5 protein-coding genes are annotated in these 19,051 nt (G+C 72.1%); 2 read left to right on the top strand and 3 right to left on the bottom strand.

The window, feature by feature from the left end; translation table 11 throughout:
• Position 1 precedes the first annotated feature (1 nt).
• From ACFVYL_RS00215 to ACFVYL_RS00205, 3 genes are all read right to left on the bottom strand, one after another.
• Positions 2-436, bottom strand: coding sequence for a nuclear transport factor 2 family protein (locus ACFVYL_RS00215; RefSeq protein WP_389712021.1), 435 nt, complete (start codon positions 434-436; stop codon positions 2-4).
• Entirely contained in the window at positions 433-11,544 is an 11,112-nt protein-coding gene (locus ACFVYL_RS00210) for a type I polyketide synthase (RefSeq protein WP_389712020.1), read from the bottom strand. The genes ACFVYL_RS00215 and ACFVYL_RS00210 overlap by 4 nt, the downstream gene beginning before the upstream one ends.
• An 81-nt stretch (positions 11,545-11,625) precedes the next feature.
• A complete protein-coding gene (locus tag ACFVYL_RS00205) occupies positions 11,626-16,572 on the bottom strand; it encodes a type I polyketide synthase (RefSeq protein WP_389712019.1) in 4,947 nt (1,648 codons plus the stop codon).
• Positions 16,573-16,843: 271 nt separating this feature from the next.
• Here ACFVYL_RS00205 and ACFVYL_RS00200 point away from each other — a divergent pair, with 271 nt between their 5' ends.
• Together ACFVYL_RS00200 and ACFVYL_RS00195 are read left to right on the top strand one after the other, a co-directional pair.
• Entirely contained in the window at positions 16,844-17,548 is a 705-nt protein-coding gene (locus ACFVYL_RS00200; protein WP_389712018.1) for a Clp protease N-terminal domain-containing protein, read from the top strand.
• Positions 17,549-17,800: 252 nt separating this feature from the next.
• Positions 17,801-19,051, top strand: coding sequence for a cytochrome P450 (locus ACFVYL_RS00195; protein WP_389712017.1), 1,251 nt, complete (start codon positions 17,801-17,803; stop codon positions 19,049-19,051).

The following is a 19,051-nucleotide window of genomic DNA, read 5'->3' as shown; positions in this document are numbered from 1 at the left end:
TTCAGCCGAGGACCGTGAGATCGGATGTGCCCCAGTACGACTTCAGATGCCGGACCAGGCCGGACGCGTCCATGCGGATCACGAGCATGGCCGTGCGGTGGATGCGCGCAGTCTCCGGAGCACCGGGGGCCTTGAGCCAGCCCCGCTCCGCGTACAGCGGGCCCATGGGCAGGTAGTCCATGACGGAGGCGACCTGGATCAGCGCGTGGGCGGCGTCCTGCCCGGCGACGGGTTCGGCCGCCTCCTCCCGTACGCGGGCGGAGAGGAGCCGCTCGTAGTGGGCGCGCAGCGCGTCGTGCCCGGTGACGGGCGGGTGGCCGACCGGGTCCTCCAGCACGGCGTCGGGCGCGTACAGCTCGACGATCGCGTCCAGGTCCCCGGAGTTGACGCGACGGCTGTGCTCCTGGGCGCGCTTCTTGCGGGCGAACTCGTTCATCGCTGTCCCTCCACTGCCTGTCCGTTGCCGCCGTCCTTGCCGAGGTCCCGGTCGATGAAGGCGAAGATCTCGTCCGCCGACGCGTCCTGGATACGGGCGGACACCGCCGCCTCGTCCGCCGTCCCCACCGGCGCGTCGAGCCGGGTCAGCGTGGCGCGCAGCCGCCCGGCCAGCTCGGCCCGTGCCGTGCCGTCCTGCGAGGAGACCGAGAGCAGAGAGCTCTCCAGGCGCGCGAACTCCGCCAGTACGTCCGCGACCGGATCCGCCGCACGCGGCGCCAGTTCCTGCCCCAGGTGCGCGGCGAGCTCCGCCGGATTGGGGTGATCGAAGACGAACGTGGCGGGCAGCTTCAGGCCGGTCGCCGCAGACAGCCGATTGCGCAGCTCCACCGCGGTCAGCGAGTCGAATCCCAGCTCCCGCAGCCCCTGCGTCGCGTTGACGGGCGTGGAGGCCTCGTACCCGAGGACCGCCGCGATGTGCGTGCGCACCAGGTCGAGCAGCGTCTCCTCCCGCTCCGCGTCGGACATCCCAGCGAGCGCCTTGAGGAGCGCGGACGCCCCCGCCGAACCGGCGGAAGCACCGCTCCTGCCCCCGCCGCGCACCAGGTCCTGCAGCAGCGCGGGCGCGGGGTGGCTCTGAGCCTGTCGGCGCATCCGGGCCAGGTCGAGGCGGACCGGCGCGAACAGCGGCAGACCGCCGGACCAGGCGCTGTCGAGGAGGGCGAGCCCCTCGTCGGCGGTGAGCCCGACCACACCGGCCCGGGCGTGGCGCGCCCGGTCGGCATCGGTGAGCCGGCCCGACATGCCGCTCTCCAGATCCCAGTAGCCCCACGCCAGGGACGTCGCCGCGGCCCCGCCGTCGTGCCGGTGGCGGGCGAGCGCGTCGAGGAAGGCGTTGGCGGCGGTGTAGCTGCCCTGGCCGGGGCCGCCGAGCAGCCCGGCGACCGAGGAGTACAGCACGAACGCCGACAGGTCCGCGTCCCGCGTCAGCTCGTGCAGGTGCCACGCGGCGTCCGCCTTCACCCGCATCACCTCCTCGACCTGTTCGGCCGTGAGGTTCTGCACCACCGCGTCGCTCACGGTGCCCGCGCAGTGGAAGACGGCGGTCAGCGGATGGTCCGCGGGCACCGAATCCAGGAGGGCGGCGGCCGCGTCCCGGTCGCCCGGATCGCAGGCGGCGAAGGTGACCCGCGCGCCCAGCGCGGAGAGGTCGGCCGCCAGCTCCAGGGCTCCCGGCGCGTCGGCCCCGCGCCTGCTGGACAGGAGCAGATGCCGGGCTCCGTGACGGCTCACCAGGTGGCGGGCCGTGAGAGCGCCGAGCGCGCCGGTGCCGCCGGTGATCAGCACCGTGCCTTCGGGGTCGAAGACGACGGGCAGGGTGAACACGGTGGTGCCCGCCGAGGCGGGGGCGTCCTGCGCCGCGGGCGCCTGCCGTACGTCCCACACGCTGACGTCCAGCGGTACGAGAACGCCGTCGGAGCTCAACCGGGCCAGCGCGGCGAGGATTTCCCGTACGCGCCCGGGCTCGGGCGGCGCCACGGCCTGCCCCGCGTCCGAGTCGCCCGCGCGGCGGACCACCAAGGCCCTCCCGCCGGGCACGGCCGCGTCCTCCCGCCCGATGACGACATCGGGTAGCTGCCCGCCGCCCAGGTCACTGACCGGCACGACCCCGCCGATGCCCGCCGCCTCCCGGCACGCCGCGAGCCGCAGCACGGCCCGGCCGACGGGACCCGTGTCCTCCTCGACGTGCAGCGACGCACCACCATCAGTGTGCGGCACGACGACATCCGCCAGGACGTGATACGCGGCCGCGTAGGCGCCCACGGACCCCGCCGCCTGCGCCCAACTCCACCCGGAAGGCACCGACATGAGCAGCCCGGCCTCGGCGACGGCCACCGGCCCCACCACATCGAACAGCCCCATCACCCGGTCACCCACAGCCACGGACCCGGCCCTGCCACCGACCTCCGTCACCACACCGGCGCCCTCTACGAGGCCCGATCCGAGCGGGCCCGCATCCGGTGCGACAGCGGCCCGCAGCGCCACCCGCACCTCGCGCGGCTCCAGCGCCCGCCCGGCCTCGGGCGCATCGACGAGAGTCAACTGCCGCCCCGCGCGGCCCCCTTCGGCCGCCACCAGACGCCACGTCGGCGAACCGACCGGCGGAGCGAGCCGCGCCGAGGCGTCGTCGCGCACGAGCCGCGGCACGTACGCCTGCCCGTCCCGCAGCGCCAACTCCGGCTCGGCACCGGCCAGTACGTCCGGCAGCGCCGCGAGCGAAGCCTCCAGCGAATCGACGTCGAGCAGCGTGAGGCGACCGGGGTTCTCCGCCTGCGCGCTGCGCACCAGGCCCCACAACGACGCTCCCGGCACATTGCCCGCGTCCTCGCCCGGTCGCGTGGCGACCGCACTCCGGGTGACGACGACGAGGCGGCTCGCCGCGAACTCCGGATCGTCGAGCCACTCCTTGAGCAGCGACAGGAGGGACACGGCAGCCACCCGCGCGCCTGCCGCCGCATCGCCACCTGCACCTGCACCTGCACCTGCACCTTCACCGGAGGTGGCACACACGGCGAGCACGACATCCGGCGCCTCGCCCCCGGCCGCCACAGCGTCCCGCAGCGCGGCGAACGTGTCCCGCACCGGAGCCCCGGACAGCGCACCGGCCAGCTCCGCACCCAGCGGCTCACCAGCGGGCGCCACCACAGCGGGACGCACGGCGCCGCCACCCTGGTCACCGGCCCGCGCCGCAGCCGTCGTCCACACCAGCCGGAAGAGCGCGTCACGGTCCGCCGCGCGCGCCCCCGCGATCTGACGGGCGGCGACCGGACGCACCGTGAGCGACTCCAGGGACAGGACCGGTGCTCCATCGCCGTCCACGGCGGTCAGCGCCAACTGGTCCGGCGCGGTGCGCCCGATACGGACCCGCAGCCTGTCGGCCCCCGGCGCGTACACCCGCAGCCCGCTCCACGAGAACGGCAGCAGCACCTGGCCGGTCTCCGCGGACGACGTGACCGCGTCCAGGATCAGGGCGTGCAGCGTGGCATCGAGGAGTACTGGATGCACCTGGTAGCGGTCGGCCCTGCCGCTCTCCGTCTCGGGCAGCGCCACCTCGGCGAAGATGTCATCGCCGAGCCGCCAGGCACTCTCAAGACCCTGCGAACCCGGCCCGAAGTCATAGCCGTACGACGCGAGTTCGTCGTAGGGATCGTGCCCGCCGATCCGTGTGGCGCCGGGCGGCGGCCATGCTCCGCCCGACGAAGTGCTCACCGAGTCGGGTCCCGCCGGAGCGACCACACCCGCCGCATGCCGGGTCCAGGCGGCCTGCTCACCCTCGTCCGTGGGCCGCGAGTAGACGGACACGGGACGCCGGCCGTCCTCTCCCGCCGAGCCGACTGTCACCTGCAGATCGACCGCGCCCGCGCCCTCGTCCCCGAAGGCGAGCGGAGTGTGCAGCGTCAGCTCCGTCACCTCCTCGCACCCGGTACGGACCGCGGCCTGCAACGCGAGCTCCACGAAGGCCGACCCGGGCAGCAGCACGGTGTCCATGACCCGGTGCTCCGCCAGCCACGCCTGGTCCCGCGGCGAGATACGCCCGGTCAGCAGGTGACTGCTGCCGTCCGCGAGCTCCACGGCGGCTCCGAGCAGCGGATGCCCGGCGGAGGCGAGCCCGAGCCCCGCCGGATCCCCGGCGATCCCCCTGCGGCCCTCCAGCCAGAAGCGCTCTCGCTGGAAGGCGTACGTCGGCAGATCCACCACCCGAGGCTGCGGAACGGCCGGGAACCAGCGGCGCCAGTCGATGTCGGCGCCTGCGGTGAAGGCGTGGGCGGCGGCGCGGGCGAGTTGGGTGGTGTCGCCGTGGTCGCGGCGCAGGGTGGGGATGACGGTGGCGGGGAGGTCGGCCTGCTCGATGGTCTCTTGTATGCCGAGGTTGAGGACGGGGTGGGGGCTGGCCTCGATGAAGAGGCGGTATCCGTCCGCGAGCAACGCCTCGATGGTGTGGGCGAAGCGGACGGGACGGCGGAGGTTGGTGACCCAGTAGCCGGTGTCCAGGGCGGTGGTGTCGGCCAGGCGTTCTGCGGTGACGGTGGAGTAGAAGGCGACATCGGTGCGCGTGGGCTGGATGTCGGTGAGGCGGTCGGTGAGCAGGTCGTGGAGTTCGTCGATCTGCGGGCCGTGGGAGGCGTAGCCGACGTCGATGACCCGGGCGCGCAGGCCGCGTGCCTCGGCGTCGGCGACGACGGCGGCCACGTGTTCGGGCGGGCCCGAAATGACCGTGGAGGAGGGACCGTTGACAGCGGCGACGCACACCCCCGGCCGGTCACCGATGAGCTCAGCCGCCTGCTCCGCACCCGTGCCCAGCGACGCCATGTCCCCGTGGCCTTGGAGCTGGCGGAGGGCATCACTGCGTACGGCCACGATCCGCGCGGCATCCTCCAGCGAGAGCGCACCGGCCACGCACGCGGCGGCCATCTCACCCTGGGAGTGCCCCACCACCGCAGCGGGCGTGACCCCGTAGTCCGCCCACACCGCAGCCAGCGACACCATCACCGCCCACAGCACCGGCTGCACGACCTCAACCCGGGACAGTTCACTCCCATCCCCGCGCAGCACGTCGACCAGCGACCAGTCCACGTACGGAGACAGGGCCTGCTCACACTCGGCGATCCGGGCTGCGAACACCGGTGACTGGTCGAGGAGTTGGGTCCCCATGCCCACCCACTGCGAGCCCTGGCCCGGAAACACCAACACCGGCCCGGCACCAGCTGAACCCGCAACCCCGGACACCACACCCGCCGACGCCTCACCCGCCGCCAGCGACCGCAACCCGCCCAGAAGCGCGTCACGGTCCTCGCCCACGACCACGGCCCGGTGCTCGAACACCGACCGCGTCGTGACCAGCGACCAGCCCACGTCCAGGGGAGACGCCAGTCGCGGGTCGGTCGTCGCGCGCTCGGCCAACAGGTCGGCCTGTGCGCGCAACGCCTCCTCGCCACGAGCGGACACGACCCACGGCACCACTCCGGTGGGCGCATCGTCGGTGGGCGCACTCACGGGTTCCGGTACATCCGGGGCCTGTTCGAGGATCAGATGCGCGTTCGTCCCGGAGATCCCGAAGGCGGAGACACCGACGCGGCGCGCGCGTTCGCCACGTACCCATGGCACCGACTCGGTCAGCAGCCGGACCCCGCTGCCCTCCCACTCAACATGCGGTGTGGGCGCGTCGATGTGCAGGGAGGCGGGCAGCTGCTCGTTCCGCAGCGCCATCACCATCTTGATCACACCTGCGACACCGGCCGACGCCTGGGCATGGCCGATGTTCGACTTGATCGAGCCGAGCCACAGCGGCCGGTCATCGGGCCGTTCCCTGCCGTACGTGGCCACGAGCGCACTGGCCTCGATCGGGTCGCCCAGCATGGTGCCGGTGCCGTGTGCCTCCACCGCGTCGACGTCCTCGGCGGAGAGGCGGGCGTTGCCGAGGGCCTGTCGGATCACCCGCTGCTGGGCCTGGCCGTTGGGTGCCGTGAGACCGTTGCTCGTACCGTCCTGGTTGATCGCCGAACCACGGATCACCGCTAGGACGTTGTGGCCGTTGCGCCGGGCTTCGGAAAGCCTTTCCAGGACGACAAGGCCGACCCCCTCGGCCCATCCGGTGCCGTCGGCGGCGGCCGCGAACGGCTTGCACCGACCGTCTTGGGCGAGGCCCCGCTGCAGCGAGAATTCCACGAACGCGCCCGGCGTGGCCATCACCGTCGCGCCGCCCGCGAGGGCGAGCGAACACTCGCCCTGCCGCAGCGCGTGTGCCGCCTGGTGGATCGCCACCAGGGACGACGAGCAGCCGGTGTCGATGGTCATCGCCGGGCCTTCGAGGCCGAGTACGTATGACACCCGGCCGGAGGCGACACAGCCGAGGTTGCCGGTGCCGATGTACCCCTCGACCTCGGTGGGACGCTCGCCGACGAGCGCGAGGTAGTCGAAGATCGTCAGGCCCGTGAACACCCCGGCGTTGCTGCCCTTGAGGGACTCGCGGTCGAGCCCCGCGCGTTCGATCGCCTCCCAGGCGGTCTCCAGGAGCAGGCGCTGCTGCGGGTCCATCGCGACGGCCTCGCGCGGGCTGATGCCGAAGAAACCGGCGTCGAAGTCGCCCGCGTCGTAGAGGAACCCGCCCTCGCGCACATAGCTGGTGCCGCGGCTCTCCGGGTCCGGGTCGTACAGCTTCTCCAAGTCCCAGCCCCGGTCGTCGGGGAAGTCGCCCATGGCGTCCTTGCCCGCGGTGACGAGATCCCACAGCTCCTCGGCGGAGCGCACGCCTCCCGGGTAGCGGCAGGCCATGCCGACGATCGCGATCGGCTCGTCGTCGGCGGCGACCGTGGCCGTCCGCGCCGCGTCGGAGGTCGCCGTGTCGCCGGACAGCTCGGCAAGCAGGACGTCGGCGAGGGAGTCGGGAGTGGGGTGGTCGAAGACGACGGTGGTCGCCAGCGTCAGGCCGGTGCTCTTGTTGAGCCTGTTGCGCAGCTCCACGGCGGTCAGCGAGTCGAAGCCCAGCTCCTGGAAGGGCTTCGTCGCGGGCACGGCGTCGACGTCGGAGTGTCCCAGTGTGGCGGCGGCCTGGGAGCGAACGTGCTGCAGCAGCAACTGCCGCTGCTGCGCGGGCTGCGCCTCCGTCAGCTCCTGTTGCAGCGACGACGCCTCCCCGGCGTTGCCGTCCTGCGCCACCGGTGTGCTCGCCCGCCGGTTCTCGGGCAGGTCGGCGAGGAGCGGGCTGGGCCGCTGCGCGGTGAACGTCGACGTGAACTGCGCCCAGTCGAAGTTCGCCACCGTCAGCGTCGTCTCGCCCGCGTCGAGGGCCTGATGCAGCGCCTTGACGCACAGCTCCGGGCTCAGTGGGTGCAGCCCGAAACGGCTGAAGAACGCCAACGCGGCCTGGTCGGAAGCCATTCCGGCTTCGGCCCAGGGGCCCCAGGCGATGGAGGTGGCGGGCAGTTTCTGGGAGCGGCGGTGTTCGGCGAGCGCGTCGAGGAAGTGGTTGGCGGCGCCGTAGGCGCCTTGCTGGCCGCTGCCCCACACACCGGCTCCGGAGGAGAACATCACGAAGGCGGAGAGCTCCAGCCCCCGCGTCAGTTCGTGCAGATGCAGCGCGGCGAGCGCCTTGGGCCGCAGCACCTCGTCCAGCTCCGCGCCCGACACGTCGCCGAGCCCGATGTAGTTGGGCACGCCCGCCGCGTGGATCACGGCAGTGAGCGGATGTTCGGCGGGGACGCCCTCGACGAGGCCGCGTACCTGCTCGCGATCCCCGACGTCGCAGGCGGTGATGGTGACGGCAGTACCCAACTCACGCAGTTCAGCGGCGAGTTCCTGGGCTCCGGGCGCGTCGGGACCGCGACGGCTGGTCAGCAGGAGGTGCGGGGCGCCCTCGCGGGCGAGCCAGCGGGCGAGGACGGCGCCGATGCCGCCGGTGCCGCCCGTGATGAGGATGGTGCCCTCGGGCCGCCACCGTACGCCGCTGTTCCGCGGATGAGCCGGCGCGTGAGCGAGGCGGCGGGCGTGTACACCTCCCGGCCTGACGGCGATCTGATCCTCGTCGTGCGGGGCCAGCGCGGTGGCGAGCCGGGTGAGAGTCTGGTGGTCGACGCGCTCGGGCAGGTCGACGAGCCCGGCCCACAGCCGCGGGTACTCCAGTGCGGCGACCCGCCCAAGACCCCAGACCTGTGCCTGTACGGGGCGGGTGAGGGCGTCGGTGGCGCCCGTGGAGACGGCGCCCTGGGTGAGGGTGCGTACGGCGGTGTCGGCACCGTTGTCGGCGAGCGCCTGGACGAGCGCGGTCGTCGCGGCGAGCCCGGCGGGCACGGCAGGGAACTCGGGATGCGGCTCCTCGTCCAGAGCCAGCAGATTGACGATCCCGGCGCAGGCGACGCCGTCCGTCGGCTCCATCAGCGAGGCCAGTTCCTCGGCCAGTCCCGCACGCTCCACGGTGCGTGCGTCCACCACATGGCGCCGCACCTCACCGCCGTGCGCGGTCACCGTCTGCGCCGTCGCCAGGACCGCCGGATGGTCGGCGTGCGCGGCGGGCACGAGGAGCAGCCAGACACCGCCCAGTTCCGGCGCCGCGGTGTCCGGCTGGTGCTTCCACGTGACGTGATAGCGCCAGGAGTCGACCGTGGTCTGCTGCCGGTGCCTGCGCCGCCAGGCCGAGAGGACGGGCAACGCGGGCTCCAGCGCCCCGACGGGCTCCGCCTGTCCCGCGATGTCCAGGCTGGCGGCGAGGGCGTCGATGTCCAGGTCCTCGATGGCCTGCCACACCTGAGCCTCGACCGGATCATGACCAGCCCCGGTGGGCGCGCCCGCCGCGGGCGGCGCCACCCAGTAGTGGCGGCGCTGGAAGGCGTAGGTGGGGAGGTCGACAGTACGGGGGGTGGGGTCGGCCGGGAACCAGCGGCGCCAGTCGACATCGGCACCCGCCGTGAACGCCTGCGCGGCGGCGTGCGTGAGCTGAGTTCGGCCGCCCTGGTCGCGACGGAGGGTGGGGATGGTGTGGGCGTCGACACCCGCTTCTTCGAGGGTTTCCTGGATGCCGAGGTTGAGGACGGGGTGGGGGCTGGCTTCGATGAAGAGGCGGTATCCGTCGGCGAGCAGGGCCTTGATGGTGTCGGCGAAGCGGACGGGCTGGCGGAGGTTGGTGACCCAGTAGTCGGTGTCGAGGCGGGTCGTGTCGTCGAGGTGTTCAGCGGTGACGGTGGAGTAGAAGGCGACGTCGTCCGTGGGGGTGGGCTGGATGTGGGTGAGGCGGTTGGTGAGCAGGTCGTGGAGTTCGTCGATCTGCGGGCCGTGGGAGGCGTAGCCGACGTCGATGACCCGGGCGCGCAAGCCGCGTGCTTCGGCCTCGGCGACGACGGCGGCCACGTGCTCGGGCGGGCCCGAAATGACCGTGGAGGAGGGCCCGTTGACCGCCGCGACGCACACCCCCGGCCGGTCACCGATGAGCTCAGCGGCCTGCTCCGCACCCGTGCCCAGCGACGCCATGTCGCCGCGGCCTTGGAGCTGGCGGAGGGCGTCACTGCGTACGGCGACAATCCGGGCGGCATCCTCCAGCGAGAGCGCCCCGGCGACACATGCGGCGGCCATCTCGCCCTGTGAGTGCCCCACCACCGCAGCGGGCGTGACCCCGTAGTCCGCCCACACCGCAGCCAGCGACACCATCACCGCCCACAGCGCCGGCTGCACGACCTCAACCCGGGACAGCGCACTCCCATCCCCCCGCAGCACCTCACTCAGCGACCAGTCCACGTACGCGGACAGGGCCTGCTCACACTCCGCGATCCGGGATGCGAACACCGGCGACTCATCGAGGAGTTGGGCCCCCATCCCCACCCACTGCGAGCCCTGCCCCGGAAACACCAACACCGGCCCCGGACCCACATCCCCCGCGATCCCGGACACCACATCCGCCGAGGCCTCACCCGCCGCCAGCGCGCCCAGCGCAGTGGCGGCCTGCGCGGGATCCTGGCCCACGACCACGGCCCTGTGCTCGAACAGGGGTCGCGTCGTGGCCAGCGACCACCCCACCTCAGTGGGCAGCGCATCCGTATCGCCCGCGACGAACTCGCCGAGGCGGCGCGCCTGTTCACGCAGTGCGTCGCCGGTCCGTCCGGAGACCACCCACGGCACCACCGCACCCGGCGACGCAGTAGCGGGGGAAGCGGGCGCCTCCTGAGAGGCCTGCTCCGGCGCGTCCTCAGGAGCCTCCTCGAGAATCAGATGCGCGTTGGTCCCCGAGATCCCGAACGCCGAGATGCCCGCCCGCCGCGTGTGTTCCGCCGGCCACGCGACCGGCTCGGAGAGCAGCCGTACGCTGCCCTGCTCCCACTGGACGTGCGGTGAGGGCGCGTCGATGTGGAGGGAGGTGGGCAGGAGGCCGTTGCGGAGCGCCATGACCATCTTGATCACACCGGCGACACCGGCGGCGGCCTGCGTGTGCCCGATGTTCGACTTGATCGAGCCGAGCCAGAGGGGCCGCTCTTCGGCCCGCCCTTGGCCGTAGGTGGCCAGCAGGGCCTGTGCCTCGATGGGATCGCCGAGCGTGGTGCCCGTGCCGTGCGCCTCCACGGCGTCGATGTCCTCGGGGGAGAGGCGGGCGTTGGCGAGGGCGGCGCGGATGACGCGTTCCTGCGAGGGCCCGTTGGGGGCGGCGAGGCCGTTGCTCGTACCGTCCTGGTTGACGGCCGAGCCACGGACGACCGCGAGCACCTTGTGACCGAGGCGTCGCGCGTCGGAGAGCAGTTCGAGCGCCACCACGCCGGCGCCCTCGCCCCAGCCGGTGCCGTCGGCGGCGGCCGCGAACGGCTTGCACCGCCCGTCGGGCGCAAGGCCGCGCTGCCGCGAGAACTCGGTGAACGAGCCCGGCGTGGCCATGACGGTCGAGCCACCGGCCAGCGCGAGGGAGCACTCGCCCTGGCGCAGCGCCTGGCTCGCCAGGTGGATCGCGACGAGGGACGAGGAGCACGCCGTGTCGACGGTCACCGCGGGTCCTTCGAGCCCCAGCGTGTAGGAGATGCGCCCGGACACCACACTGCCGAGGTTGCCGGTGCCGATGTACCCCTCGACCTCACTCGCTGTCTGGCTGATCAGCGTCAGGTAGTCGTGGGCGCTCACTCCGGTGAAGACGCCGGTGTCGCTGCCCTTCAGCGCCTGCGGGTTCAGGCCCGCGTGCTCGATCGCCTCCCAGGCGGTCTCCAGGAGCAGGCGCTGCTGCGGGTCCATCGCGACGGCCTCGCGCGGGCTGATGCCGAAGAACTCGGCGTCGAAGTCGCCCGCGTCGTACAGGAAGGCACCGTCCCGTACGTAGCTGGTTCCCGGGTGTTCCGGGTCCGGGTGGTAGAGGGACTCCAGGTCCCAGCCCCGGTCGCCGGGGAACGGCGCGACCGCGTCGCCGCCGTCGCGCACCAGTCGCCACAGATCCGCTGCGGAACGTGTGCCGCCGGGGAAACGGCAGGCCATGCCCACGATCGCGACCGGCTCGGCCGACTCCTTGTCGCGGAGCTTCTGGCGGGCCTCGCGCAGCTCCGCGGTGACCCACTTGAGGTGATCGAGAAGCTTCTCCTCGTTCGACATCTGACCCAGGCTCCTTGGCGCTACGTGGTAACGGGGACGTATGAGTGGGGGATGAGGTGGGAACGTGCGGGCGGGCGAGGGTCAGGACTTGCCGAACTCGCTGGAGATGAGGTCGAAGATGTCGTCCGCGCTCGCCGTCTCCAGGTCGGCATGGGCGGAATCGGCCCCCTCGGGGCCCTCCTGCGCCGGACTCCACTTCGAGACGAGGACCTGCAGTCGGCCGACGATGCGCCGTCGGGCGGCCTCGTCCACCTCGGCCGTGCCGTACGTCGCGTCCCACTTGTCGAGCGCCGCGAGTACGTTGCCCTCGCCGGTGGTCTCCCCGTCGCCGCCGAGTTGGCCGCGCAGGTGTGTGGCGAGGGCTTCGGACGTCGGGTGATCGAAGATCACGGTGGCGGGCAGTGCGAGCCCGGTCGTGGTGTTGAGCTGATTGCGCAGCTGGACCGCGGTGAGTGAGTCGAAGCCCAGCTCCTGGAACGGCTTGGCGGCGGGGATGTCCTCCGTGGTGCGGCCGAGCGTCGCCGCCGCGTGCGTCCGGACGTGCTGGACCAGGAAGCCGTGCCGCTGGGAAGCGGGAGTCTTCGCGAGCTCCGCGCGGAAGGCGCCGGTCTCCGCGGCGGACCCGGTCTGCTCGGCCTCCCGCCGGTTCTCCGGGATGTCGTCGAGGAAGGGGCTGGGCCGCTGCGTGGTGAACGTCGGCGTGAACTGTGCCCAGTCGAAGTTCGCCACCGTCAGTGTGGTGTCGCCCGCGTCGACCGCCTGGTGGAGTGCCTTGACACAGAGTTCCGGGCTGATCGGATGCAGGCCGAAGCGTTTGAAGTACGACAGTGACTCCTGGTCGGCGGACATTCCGGCTTCGGCCCAGGGGCCCCATGCGATGGAGGTGGCGGGCAGTTTCTGGGAGCGGCGGTGCTCGGCGAGTGCGTCGAGGAAGTGGTTGGCGGCCCCGTAGGCACCCTGCTGGCCGCTGCCCCACACACCGGCTCCGGAGGAGAACATCACGAACGCCGAGAGATCCAGCCCCCGCGTCGCCTCGTGCAGCGTCCAGGCCGCGTCGGCCTTCGATCCGAGCACCGCGCCCAGCCGCGCCGACGTCAGATCACCGATCGACGTCAGATCGGTGATCCCCGCCGCGTGGATCACGGCGGTGAGGGGGTGCTCGGTGGGCACTTCGGCGACGAGGCGGCGAAGCTGGTCGGCGTCGCTGACATCGCAGGCGGTGATGGTGACGGCAGTACCCAACTCACTTAGTTCGGCGGCGAGGTCCTGGGCGCCGGGCGCGTCGGGGCCGCGGCGGCTGGTCAGCAGGAGGTGCGGGGCGCCCTCGCGGGCGAGCCAGCGGGCGAGGACGGCGCCGATGCCGCCGGTGCCGCCCGTGATGAGGGTGGTGCCCCTTGGTTGCCAGGCGGGGTCGGAGCTGTGCGTGCCAGGGGCGGTGGGGGCGTGCGTGAGGCGCCGGGTGTGGGTTCCGGTGGCGCGGACGGCGGTCTGGTCCTCGTCCTGAGGGAGGAGGGCGGCGGCGATACGGGGGAGGGTGTGGCGGTCGACGCGGGCGGGGAGGTCGATGAGCCCGGCCCAGAGGCGGGGGTGTTCGAGGGCGGCGACGCGGCCCAGTCCCCACACCTGGGCCTGCAGGGGGTGGGTCAGGGGATCGGTGGCGCTCGTGGAGACGGCACCCTGCGTGACCGTGTGCAGAGGTGCGCGTGTGCCGTTGTCGCTGAGGGCCTGGATCAGGGCGGTCGTCGCGGCGAGCCCGGCGGGCACGGCCGGGTGCTCGGGGTGCGGCGTCTCGTCCAGCGCGAGCAGGTTCACGATCCCCGCAAGACCGGCGGTGTCCACGGAGGCCAGATCCTCACGCCGGGCCCGCCCGGCCTCGACCGGGTGCAGTCGGACGGCGCCCGCACCGTGCGCGGTCAGCGCCTCGGCCGTAGCCCGTACGGCAGGGTGCTCGGACTGGTGGGCAGGGGCGAACAACAGCCAGTCCCCGCCGCCCAGTTGCGGGGGAGCCCCGTCGGCCTGGTGCCTCCACGTGACGCGGTAGCGCCAGGAGTCGATGGTCGCCTGCTCCCGGTGCCGCCGACGCCAGCCCCGCAGCACCGGCAGCGCGGGCTCCAACGCCCGGACCGCTTCCTCGCTGCCCTCCTCCGAGCCCAGCGTCTCGGCCAACAGCCCGAGGTCGAGCCCTTCGACGGCCTGCCACAACTGCGCCTCGGCCGCGCCTTGTTCACCATTCGTGGTCGTGGCTTTCGCGGCCCGTTCGAGCCAGTAGTGCTGGCGTTGGAAGGCGTAGGTGGGGAGGTCGACGGTGCGGGGGGTGGGGTCGGCCGGGAACCAGCGGCGCCAGTTGATGTCGGCGCCTGCGGTGAAGGCGTGGGCGGCGGCGCGGGCGAGCTGGGTGGTGTCGCCGTGGTCGCGGCGCAGGGTAGGGACGACGGTGGCGGGAAGGTCGGCCTGCTCGATGGTCTCTTCCATGCCGAGGTTGAGGACAGGGTGCGGGCTGGCCTCGATGAAGAGGCGGTATCCGTCCGCAAGCAACGCCTCGATCGTGTCGGCGAAGCGGACGGGCTGGCGGAGGTTGGTGACCCAGTAGCCGGTGTCCAGGCGGGTTGTGTCGTTGAGGCGTTCTGCGGTGACGGTGGAGTAGAAGGCGACATCGGTGCGCGTGGGCTGGATGCCGGTGAGGCGGTCGGTGAGCAGGTCGTGGAGTTCGTCGATCTGCGGGCCGTGGGAGGCGTACCCGACGTCGATGACGCGGGCGCGCAGGCCGCGTGCTTCGGCCTCGGCGACGACGGCAGCGACCTGTTCGGGCGGGCCCGAAATGACCGTGGAGGAGGGCCCGTTGACCGCGGCGACGCACACCCCCGGCCGGTCACCGATGAGCTCAGCCGCCTGCTCCGCACCCGTGCCCAGCGACGCCATGTCGCCGCGGCCCTGGAGCTGGCGGAGGGCATCACTACGTACGGCGACAACCCGGGCGGCATCCTCCAGCGAGAGCGCCCCGGCCACGCACGCGGCGGCCATCTCGCCCTGCGAGTGCCCCACCACAGCGGCGGGCGTGACCCCGTAGTCCGCCCACACCGCAGCCAGCGACACCATCACCGCCCACAGCACCGGCTGCACCACCTCAACCCGGGACAGCGCACCCCCATCCCCACGCAACACCTCACTCAGCGACCAGTCCACGTACGCGGACAGCGCCTGCTCACACTCGGCAATCCGGGCTGCGAACACCGGGGACTCATCGAGGAGTTGGGCTCCCATGCCCGCCCACTGCGAGCCCTGGCCCGGAAACACCAACACCGGCCCGGCACCAGCCGAACCCGCAACCCCGGATACCACGCCCGCCGACACCTCACCCGCCGCCAGCGACCGCAACCCACCCAGCAGCGCGTCCCGGTCCTTGCCCACGACCACGGCCCGGTGCTCGAACACCGACCGCGTCGTGACCAGCGACCACCCCACCTCCGCGGGCCGCACCTGCGCACCCCCCGCGACGAACTCGCTCAGCCGCCGCGCCTGTTCACGCAGCGCGTCCCCACCTCGCCCCGAGACCACCCACGGCACCACCCCACCCGGCGACGCCTCGGCAAGACAAGCGGGCGCCTCCCGAGCGGCCTCCTCCAACGCCTCCTCCGGCGCCTCCTCCAGAATCAAATGCGCATTCGTCCCTGAGAAGCCGAACGACGACACCCCCGCCCGGCGCGGACGTTCACCGCGGGCACCACGGGGCCACTTCACCGGCTCGGTGAGCAGCCGCAGCCCGCTGCCGTCCCACTCCACGTGAGGGGAGGGGGCGTCGACGTGCACGATGGCGGGGAGCAGGTCGTTCTGCAGGGCCAGGACCATCTTGATCACACCGGCCACGCCCGCGGCGATCTGCGTGTGGCCGATGTTGGACTTCACCGCGCCCACCCACAGGGGGCGGTCCTCCGGCCGCTCCTGCCCGTAGGCGGAGATGAGGGCCCCCGCTTCGATGGGGTCGCCCAGGGTGGTGCCCGTGCCGTGCGCCTCGACCGCGTCGATGTCCCCGGGGGAGAGGCGGGCGTTGGCGAGGGCGGCGCGGATGACGCGTTCCTGGGCGGGGCCGTTGGGGGCGGTGAGGCCGTTGCTGGCGCCGTCCTGGTTCACGGCCGAGCCCCGGATCACGGCGAGGACTCTGTGGCCGTTGCGGCGGGCGTCGGACAGGCGCTCCAGGAGGACCACGCCGGTGCCTTCGGCCATGCCCATGCCGTCGCTGCCCGCCGCGAACGGCTTGCAGCGGCCGTCGGGTGCCAGGCCGCGGAGCTCGCTGAAGCCGATCAGCGGGGCGGGCGACGACATCACGTACGTACCGCCCGCCAGGGCCAGCGAACACTCCTGGGCGCGCAGGGCCCGGGCCGCGAGATGGAGGGAGACGAGCGAGGAGGAGCAGGCGGTGTCGACCGTCACCGCCTGGGCTTCGAGCCCCAGGGTGTAGGCGACGCGGCCCGATGTGACGCTGCCGGAGTTGCCGATGGTGAAGTACCCGGCGGTGCCCTCGGGGACCTCGGAGGCGCCCAGGGCGTAGTCGAGGCCGTCGCAGCCGATGAAGGTGCCGGTGGCGCTGGAGCGGAGGCTGAGCGGGTCGATGCCGGCGCGTTCGATGGCCTCCCACGCCGTCTCCAGGGCGAGCCGCTGCTGGGGCGCCATTGCCAGCGCCTCGCTCGGTCCGATGCCGAAGAAGGTGGAGTCGAAGTCACCGGCGTCGTAGACGAATCCGCCCTCGCGGACATAGCTGGTGCCGGTGCTCTCCGGGTCCGGGTCGTAGAGGGCGTCGAGGTCCCAGTTGCGGTTGCCGGGCAGCGGGGCGACGGCGTCGCCGCCCGAGGAGATGAGCTCCCAGAATTCTTCGGGGGACCGGACCCCGCCCGGCAGGCGGCAGGCCATGCCGATGACCGCGATCGGCTCGTGGCCCGCCGACTCGACGTCCTGCAGCCTGCGTTCCGTCTGCCGCAGGTCCGCAGTGACCCGCTTCAAGTAGTCAAGAAGCTTCTCTTCGTTGTGCGCCATCCCGGGACAACCGCTCCTCTCCGCGAGCACCGCCAGGGCCCCCGACCCGACGACCGGACAGCCGCGGGATCGGCGTGAGCATCGGGCAGGCGGAGCCCCGCCGGTCCGCAGACTCCTCGACGGCGCTAAAGCCCTTCTAATACTCGGCTGTGTGCGTCGACCGCTCGGCTGTGTACGCCGGACTTCCCGTGCGCCGGGCCGCGGGAGCCGGCCCGTGGCAATCGTCAAGAACAGATTGACGTTCGCGCGATCGTCAACTTAAGCTTGACGCATGAGTCCACTCGACATCAGCCTCGCCGACCTGATCGCCCGACTCGAAGAGGAACTCCCGGAGGCCGACGAACTGGCCCGTATCAGCGCGGCGCGACTGCGCGCCCAGACCCTGTCCGACCTCGGTGACCAGCTCATCGACCACTACGTCAGCAAGGCCAAGCGGACCGGCGCGTCCTGGACCGAGATCGGCGACGCCATCGGGGTGTCCAAGCAGGCGGCTCAGCAGCGTCACGCGCCCGGCCCGTTCGAGCGGTACACCGACCTGAACCGGCACAGCATCGTGCTCGCGCAGGAGGCCGCCCGTACGTACAAGCACGACTTCATCGGCACCGAACACCTCCTGCTCGGCCTGCTCGGCGAACCGCGCGGCCTGGCGTACGAGGTGCTGGTCGCGAAGGCCGGGACGGAGCGACGTATCCGCGACGCGATCGAGGAGGTGATGGCTCCGGAGGGGAGCAAGGCGCCGCGGGGGCACATCGCGTTCCGGCCGGAGAGCAAGGAGGCCATCGAGCAGGCGCGCCGCGCGTCGGCCGACCTCGGCCACGACTGGGTCGGCACGGAACACGCGCTGCTGGGTCTGATGCACGCCGAGGAGAGCTCGGCGGCGCGGATCCTGCGCACCCTCGGCTTCACGCCGGACGAGCTGCGCGAAACGATCAAGGCCGAGATCGCCGAACGGTCCGCCGCGCGCGACGAGCAGTGACGAGCAGTGAGGAGCAGTGACGACGCTGGCGGCATCACATCAAGTTAGGGGCGCTTAAGCGGTGCCTGCGAAGGTGAGCCGGTGTCAGGTCGGCACGCCCTGACCGGCGTCCGCACACCCTGATCGGTGTCGGCGTGCGGTGATCGGCGGAGCCGCTCCGCGCCCGGTCGAACCGGGGAGAGCCGGGGTGCTGCTCGAACCGGGAAACCTGGGGGCCTGACCGTTGGTCCGGACAACGCGAAGCGAGGCATCGTGCCCATCACGGATAGCAAGCCGGCCGCCACACTTCCCGATCTGGTCGACCCCTCGTTCTGGGCGCGGCCGCACGGTGAACGTGTGACGCTGTTCGAGGAGATGCGCAGGCTGCCGCATCCGGCGTTCATCCAGCAGAACATGCCGGGCGTGCCCTGGGCGTTCGGCTATCACGCCCTCGTCAAGTACGCGGACATCGTGGAGGTGAGCCGTCGGCCGCAGGACTTCTCCTCGAACGGCGCGACCACGATCATCGGCCTGCCGCCCGAACTGGACGAGTACTACGGCTCGATGATCAATATGGACAACCCCGAGCACTCCCGGCTCCGCCGCATCGTCTCGCGCTCCTTCGGCCGCACCATGGTTCCCGAGTTCGAGGCCGTGGCGACCCGCACCGCCCGGCGCATCATCGGCGAACTCGTCGCGCGCGGGCCGGGTGACTTCATCCGGCCCGTCGCGGCGGAGATGCCGATCGCCGTGCTCAGCGACATGATGGGGATTCCCCAGGAGGACCACGACTTCCTCTTCGAGCGGTCCAACACGATCGTGGGTCCGCTCGACCCGGACTACGTGCCCGACCGCGCGGACTCCGAGCGAGCGGTGATCGAGGCGTCACGCGAACTCGGCGACTACATCGCGGGGCTCCGTGCGGAGCGACTCGCCGCCCCCGGGAACGACCTGATCACCAAATTGGTCCAAGTGCAGGCCGACGGCGAGCAGTTGACCCGCCAGGAGCTCGTCTCGTTCTTCATCCTGCTCGTCATCGCGGGGATGGAGACCACCCGTAACGCCATCTCGCACGCCCTGGTGCTGCTGACCGAGCACCCCGAGCAGAAGCAGCTGCTCCTGTCGGACTTCGACACCTACGCCAAGGACGCGGTCGAGGAGATCCTCCGGGTCTCCACGCCCATCAACTGGATGCGCCGGGTCGCCACCCGTGACTGCGACATGAACGGTCACCGGTTCCGCAGGGGCGACCGGATCTTCCTGTTCTACTGGTCGGGCAACCGTGACGAGAACGTCTTCCCCGACCCGTACCGTTTCGACATCACGCGCGGGGCGAACGCGCACGTCACGTTCGGCGCGGTGGGCCCCCACGTCTGTCTCGGGGCCCACCTCGCCCGTATGGAGATCACCGCCCTGTACCGGGAGCTCCTCGCCGCACTGCCCCAGATCCACGCCGTGGGGCAGCCGCGGAGACTGGACTCCAGCTTCATCGAAGGCATCAAGCACCTACAGTGCGCCTTCTGA

It is taken from the genome of Streptomyces sp. NPDC058308 (genome assembly GCF_042880275.1).
In the GTDB taxonomy this organism is placed as follows: Bacteria; Actinomycetota; Actinomycetes; order Streptomycetales; family Streptomycetaceae; genus Streptomyces.
Note: the sequence above shows the minus strand (reverse complement) of the source record. Positions and strands in the feature narration are given on the sequence as shown.